The sequence below is a fragment of the Pseudonocardia sp. genome (genome assembly GCF_050246655.1).
GTDB lineage: Bacteria > Actinomycetota > Actinomycetes > Mycobacteriales > Pseudonocardiaceae > Pseudonocardia.
Genome location: NZ_JBFWVQ010000199.1, coordinates 1 through 5,947 on the forward strand (window position 1 = coordinate 1; position 5,947 = coordinate 5,947).

The window sequence follows — 5,947 nt, forward strand, 5'->3', positions numbered from 1 at the left end:
CGGCACACGGCGGTTCGGCACACGGCGGTGGGATCAACGGCCCCACGTTCCGCGACGGCGAGACGGTCGATCACGAGGCGAACGGCTTCGACCCGGACGCGATCCTGCGCGACTTCGACCTCGGCGCGGTCTCGACCGGCCCGGACGGGCGCACCGTGCGCGAGTGGGAGGTCGTCGCCGAGGACAAGGAGATCGAGATCGCACCGGGCGTGCGGTACCCGGCATGGACCTTCAACGGGCGGGTCCCCGGGCCCACCCTGCGCTGCCGCCAGGGCGACGTCCTGCGCGTGCGCTTCGTGAACCGCTCGGCACACCCGCACACGATGCACTTCCACGGCATCCATCCCGCCGAGATGGACGGCGTCCCGATGATCGGGCGCGGCATCATCGCTCCCGGCGAGTCCTACACCTACACCTTCGACGCCGAGCCGTTCGGGCTCCACCTCTACCACTGCCACGTCGGGCCGCTGGCCGAGCACATCGCCCGCGGCATGTACGGCACGTTCATCGTCGACCCACCGCAGGACCGGCCGGCCGCGGACGAGCTCGTGATGGTGCAGCACGGCTGGAACACGACCTTCGACGGCCAGGGCAACCAGTTCTACGCGGTGAACGGGATCCCGTTCCACCACATGGACTCCCCCGTGCGGGTGCGGGCCGGCGAGCTGGTGCGCATCTACCTCGTCAACGTCCTGGAGTACGACCCGATCAACAGCTTCCACCTGCACGGCAACTTCTTCGACTACTACCCGACCGGCACGCGGCTGGAGCCGTCGGAGTACACCGACATCGTCATGCAGGCCCAGGGTCAGCGCGGGATCTGCGAGGTGCGCTTCCCCCGCCCCGGCCGGTTCATGTTCCACGCCCACAAGTCCGAGTTCGCGGACCTGGGCTGGATGGGATTCTTCGAGGTCACGGAGTAACCGATGCTCGACAACCGCAGCAACGACCGGACCGGCCGGACCACCATCTCGCGCCGCCCGCCCCTGTGGCTGCTCGGCACGGCCCTCGCCGCGCTGATCGCCGCCGCGCTCGCCGCGCTGGCCGTGTTCGGCGGCGCCACGTTGCCCGAGCGCACCGGGCCGCCGATCGAGGAGCTCACCGTCGAGCGGGCGGTACTCAGCCCCGGCACGATCGCCCTGACCGTGCGCGGTGCGGGCGCGGACCCTGTGCAGGTCGCGCAGGTCACGGTGAACGACGTCTTCGTCGACTTCACCGGTGGCGAGCAACCGGTCGACCGGCTCACGACGGCCACCCTGGTGCTCGACGTGCCCTGGCAGGACGGCCAGCCCTACCTGATCGGGATCATCACCTCGACCGGGCTCGTCATCGAGCACGAGATCCCGGCCGCCGTCGCCACCCCCGAGGCCGGCAGCGGCGTCGTCACGACGATGGTGCTGCTCGGCACCTACGTCGGGATCCTGCCCGTGCTGCTGGGCATGCTCGTGCTGCCCGTGCTGCGCCGCGCCGGAACGACCGCGGTGCGGGTGCTGCTCGCGTTGACCGTCGGGCTGCTCGCCTTCCTGGCCGTCGACGCCTCCCTGGACGGCCTGGAACTGCTCGCCGGAGTGGGCGAGCCGTTCGGCGGCGCCGCCGTGGTGCTGCTCGGCGCGGCGCTGGCCTACCTCGCCCTGGCCGGGGTGGACGGGTTGCTCAACCGCAGGCGGCACATGGCCGGCGCCTCACCGGGCAGGCCCGGTGGTCTGCGGCTGGCCGTGCTGATCGCGGTCGGGATCGGGCTGCACAACCTCGGGGAGGGCCTCGCCATCGGCTCCGCGTTCGCCGTCGGCGAGCTGGCGCTGGGCACCGCGCTCGTCGTCGGGTTCGCGCTGCACAACACCACCGAGGGCCTGGCCATCGTCGCGCCGCTCACCGAGCGCAGGCCGGGCCTGCCCGCCCTGCTCGGCCTCGGGCTGCTCGCGGGCGCCCCGGCCGTCCTCGGCGCGCTGCTGGGCGCCGCCGTCGACAACCCCGTGCTGTCCGCCCTGCTGCTGGGCGTCGGGGTCGGCGCGATCATCGGCGTGATCGGCCAGATCGTGCCCGCCCTGCGCGGGCGCGACGGCCGGCTGCTCGATCCGCCCGTCGCGGGGGGGCTCACCGCCGGGATCGTGATCATGTACCTCACGGGCCTGCTCGTCGCGGCCTGATCACCCGGCGAGCTCGTAGCCCGCCTCCGCCACCGCGGCGCGCACGTCGGCGTCGTCGAGAGGCCGGTCGCTGGACACGGTGACGGCGCCGGTCGGCAGGTCGACGACGACCCCGGTGACGCCCTCGATGCCGCCGATCTCCTCGGTGACGGAGGTGACGCAGTGCCCGCAGGTCATGCCGGAGACGGTGTAGGTGTGCTCGCTCATGTCGTGCCCCACTCCTCGATCCTCGTGTCGCCGCGTCGGCATGCCGGCCTCTTCACCGCTCCCGGCACCCGGAGAGTACCCCATAGGGGTATGTGACTGCCGCCACCTCCAAGCCCGTCCCCACCGATCTCTCGCGGGGCCGTGGCGTCTGCACGGCGCGCGCTATCCCCGCGAGGGCGTCCGCCGGTCGCGTCGGGTGCGGGTGGCCACCATCAGCGCGACCGCCAGCGGCAGCACCGCGATCAGGTACGCCGCGCGCAGGTCGACCGCCGCGCCGAGCGCCGCCAGCGCCACCGGCGCGACGGTGATCGCGGTGCCCGACGCGACCGCACCGAGCGAGGTGCCGTGCGCGACCGACAGGCCCGGCAGGCCGACCAGGCGCGCCACCGTCACCGGGTAGAACACCGCCGTTCCGATCCCGGCGACGACGAGCCCGGCGACCACCGCGGCGGTTCCCGGGAGCGCGACCCCGACGGTGCCCGCTACCACCAGGACGCACCCCAGCGGGACGACGGGGACGCCGCGGCCGATCAGTGCGGGCGCGGCGAACCGGGTGGCCGCCATGCCGACCAGGAAGGCGACGGCGACGCTCGCGGCCGTCCCGGCACCCAGCCCGGTCTGCTGGAGTCGCGCCGCCGCCCAGATCGCGAAGCAGAACTCGATCGACACGCCGAGCACCACCGCACCCCACGCCAGGGCGACGCGGCGCAGCCGGGGTCCGCCGGACGCGACGCGCTCCGCGGCCGGGGCGGGCGGAGCCGCCGTCGCCAGCACGGCGAGGACGAGCAGCGGGGGCACGGCGAGCAGCAGGGCGAGGCGTCCGTGGCCGAACCCGAGGTCGAGCACGCCGATGGCGAGCGGGCCGAGCATGCCGCAGACACTCGCGATCGCGTTGACCACGCAGAGCTGCGCGGCGGCGGTGGGACCCGCGAGCAGGGCGGGTGTCGCGAGGACGACGCCCGCGGACCCGGTGCCGAGCAGGACGGCGCCGGTCGCGGCGACCGCCGCCGTCGGACCGGTGGCGAGCACGGCGGCACCCGCGGCCGTCACGAGCGCGGCGAGGCGGATCACCGACCCGGCGCCGCGGCGCAGCAGCACCGGCCCCGCCGCGCCGACGAGCAGCAGGCCGGCGCCGAACGACGCGGCGAGCCCGGCCAGAGCCTCGGGCTCCCGGCCGAGGTCGCGGGCGAGCATGACGAGCGCCGCGCCGATGCTGTTGATCACGAAGCCGATGGCCGCCTGCCCGATCGCGACGCGGCGGACGGGATCGGGCACGGTGGGTGCGGCGCCCGGGACGGCGGGACGGATCAGCACGCGCGAGGTGACCTGGGCACCGGACCTCCGAATAAACTCGGAGATCGAGTATAAGCATGGAGGGAGCCGTCATGGCGAGCCCCCGGTGGCATGGCGCCCTCGCCGTGCTCGACGAGGTGCGGCGCACCCCGGGGATCACCCGGGCCGCGCTGGCACAGCGGCTGGGCCTGAGCAGCGGCACCGTCACCGAGCTCACCGCGCGCCTGCGCGGACTGTCGCTGCTCGGCGAGACCCCGGCGCCCGCAGTCGGTCGGGGCCGCCCCACCACGGTGCTCACCCCGCACCCGGACGGCCCGGCCGTCCTCGCGGTCGACCTGCGCCACGAGGACTGGCGCTGCGCGGTCGCGGGCCTCGACGGCAACCCGCGGATGATCGCGGCCGCGCGGCACGCCGACCGCTCACCGGACCGCGTGCGCGACGAGATCGGCCAGGCGGTCCGGCGGACCGCGGGAGGGCTCGGAGACCGGCTGCGGGCGGTCGCGGTGTCGGTCGCGGGGACGGTGCGGGGCGGGCACGTCGTCCAGGCCTCGACGCTGGGCTGGGGGCCGGTCGACCTTTCCCCGCTCGGGCCGCCGGGCCTGCCGATGCTCGTCGAGAACGACGCCAGGCTCGCCGGTGTCGCCGAGGCGCGCGGCGGCGCGGCGGCGGGGTCGTCGACGGCGCTGCACGTGACGGTGGAGGTCGGGCTGGGCGGGTGCCTCACCGTGGACGGCCGCCCGGTCCGTGGGGCGACGGGCGCAGGTGGCGAGTTCGGCCACCTCCCGTTCGGCGACCGGGCGCTGCGCTGCCCGTGCGGGGCCGCCGGCTGCTGGGACCTCATGGTCGACGGGCGCGCCCTCGCCCGTCACCTCGGGGAACCGGCCCCGGCCGACCCGCGCACCTACGCCGCGGCCGTGCTCGCCCGCCCCGACCCGGCTGCCGGGGCGGCCGTCGCGGCGGCAGCGACGGCCCTCGGCACGGGGGTGGCGGGCCTGGTCAACGCGCTCGATCCGGGGGTCGTCACGCTCGGCGGGCTCGCCGCGCCACTGCGGGCGGCCGCCGCGACGGCGTTCACGACGGCGTTCACCGGAGGGCTCATGTCGTTCCGGCGGCCGGACCCTCCCCCGGTGCGCGATGCCGTCCTGGGCGACGACGGCGCCCTGCACGGGGCCGCGGCGCTCGCCCTCGACGCCGTGCTGACCGGGGAGATGCTCGACGCGTGGGCCCGCCGGACGGGCGGGTGACAGGGTCGCGCGGGACGGGGGACGCGGGGGCGCCGGCCCGGCGCCACTCACCCGGCGCGGCCAGCCTGGCACCGCCCCCCGTAGGCCGCTCGAACAGGTGTTCCGCTGCACGCACACACCGTGACACGCCGACACACAGGGTCGACGGTCTGCACGGCAACCACAAGCCACGTGCCGACGCTCGCACAGATGTTCCAGCGGCCCCGACGGTGCGGGCGGAGTACGGCCGAGGGCCGCTCGCCCGCAACCGCCCGCCCGCCAGCGCCCACCATGGGCCGCTCGCCCGCCAGCGCCCACCGCGGGCCGCTCGCCCGGCACCGCCCCCCGGTGGGCCGCTCGCCCGGCACCGCCCACCGCGGGCCGCTCGGCACCGCCCACCCGGGCACCGCCCCCCGTAGGCCGCTCGAACAGATGTTCCACGGCCCGCACACACCGTGACGCGCCCACACACACACGGTGGGCGGCCTGCACGGCAACCACAAGCCACGTGCCGACGCTCGCACAGATGTTCCAGCGGCCCCGACAGTGCCGCCGGAGTACACCCGAGGGCCGCCCGCCCGGCACCGCCACCGTGGGCTCGCCCGGCACCGCCACCGTGGGCTCGCCCGGCACCGCCACCGTGGGCCGCCCGCCCGGAACCCCGACGGTGACGGCGGAACGCCCACCGCGTCCAGCCCCGACCATGACGGCCGGGTTCGCCCATGCCGCCGGTGATCACCCCCGCCGAACACCCCGCCGAACACCCCCGCCGACCCGGACACCCCGTCGCAGGGCCTCGGCGAGGCGTGCGTGCACGATCCCTGCGAGATGCCTCAGCGCGAACCGCGACGCGGCCTCACTGCTGGCAGGTGCCGTCGGCGAACGGGCGCAACGCGGCGAACCACTCCTGCACGGGTGTGAGCGGCGTGCCGAGCACCGGGTCCGCCGCGACGGGCGCGGCGACGCGGTCCACGCCGTCCAGGCGGTAGCGGACGGTGGCGCCGGGGAACCCGTCGACGACCGCGCGGGCGCCGACGACGGCGACGTCGTCGCTGTCGGTGGCGGTGATCCGCTCGG

The 5,947-nt window shown here is 75.8% G+C and carries 6 protein-coding genes; 3 read left to right on the plus strand and 3 right to left on the minus strand.

All coding sequences use genetic code 11. From position 1 onward, the window contains the following. Both AB7J25_RS29890 and AB7J25_RS29895 read left to right on the plus strand, forming a co-directional pair. Window positions 1-923 (plus strand): multicopper oxidase domain-containing protein (locus tag AB7J25_RS29890; protein ID WP_428514613.1); only part of this gene is annotated, 923 nt, incomplete at its 5' end. A 3-nt stretch (window positions 924-926) separates the two neighbouring features. Beyond that, a complete protein-coding gene (locus tag AB7J25_RS29895) occupies window positions 927-2,147 on the plus strand; it encodes a ZIP family metal transporter (protein WP_428514615.1) in 1,221 nt (406 codons plus the stop codon). Here the strand turns inward: AB7J25_RS29895 and AB7J25_RS29900 are convergent, their stop codons facing one another. Both AB7J25_RS29900 and AB7J25_RS29905 read right to left on the minus strand, forming a co-directional pair. Beyond that, entirely contained in the window at window positions 2,148-2,354 is a 207-nt protein-coding gene (locus tag AB7J25_RS29900) for a heavy-metal-associated domain-containing protein (RefSeq protein WP_428514617.1), read from the minus strand. 162 nt (window positions 2,355-2,516) lie between these two features. Further along, entirely contained in the window at window positions 2,517-3,668 is a 1,152-nt protein-coding gene (locus AB7J25_RS29905) for a hypothetical protein (RefSeq protein WP_428514619.1), read from the minus strand. A gap of 71 nt (window positions 3,669-3,739) precedes the next feature. Here AB7J25_RS29905 and AB7J25_RS29910 point away from each other — a divergent pair, with 71 nt between their 5' ends. Then, window positions 3,740-4,891, plus strand: coding sequence for an ROK family transcriptional regulator (locus AB7J25_RS29910; RefSeq protein ID WP_428514621.1), 1,152 nt, complete (start codon window positions 3,740-3,742; stop codon window positions 4,889-4,891). Window positions 4,892-5,726: 835 nt separating this feature from the next. Here AB7J25_RS29910 and AB7J25_RS29915 read toward each other — a convergent pair. Continuing rightward, window positions 5,727-5,947: hypothetical protein (locus tag AB7J25_RS29915; RefSeq protein ID WP_428514623.1), on the minus strand; the 221-nt coding region annotated here is incomplete at its 5' end.

What these genes read in the sequence shown, in the direction of transcription:
- AB7J25_RS29900 (WP_428514617.1), bottom strand. Translation starts at nt 2,354, where the DNA reads ATGAGCGAGCACACCTACACCGTCTCCGGCATGACCTGCGGGCACTGC.
- AB7J25_RS29910 (WP_428514621.1), top strand. Translation starts at nt 3,740, where the DNA reads ATGGCGAGCCCCCGGTGGCATGGCGCCCTCGCCGTGCTCGACGAGGTG.
- AB7J25_RS29895 (WP_428514615.1), top strand. Translation starts at nt 927, where the DNA reads ATGCTCGACAACCGCAGCAACGACCGGACCGGCCGGACCACCATCTCG.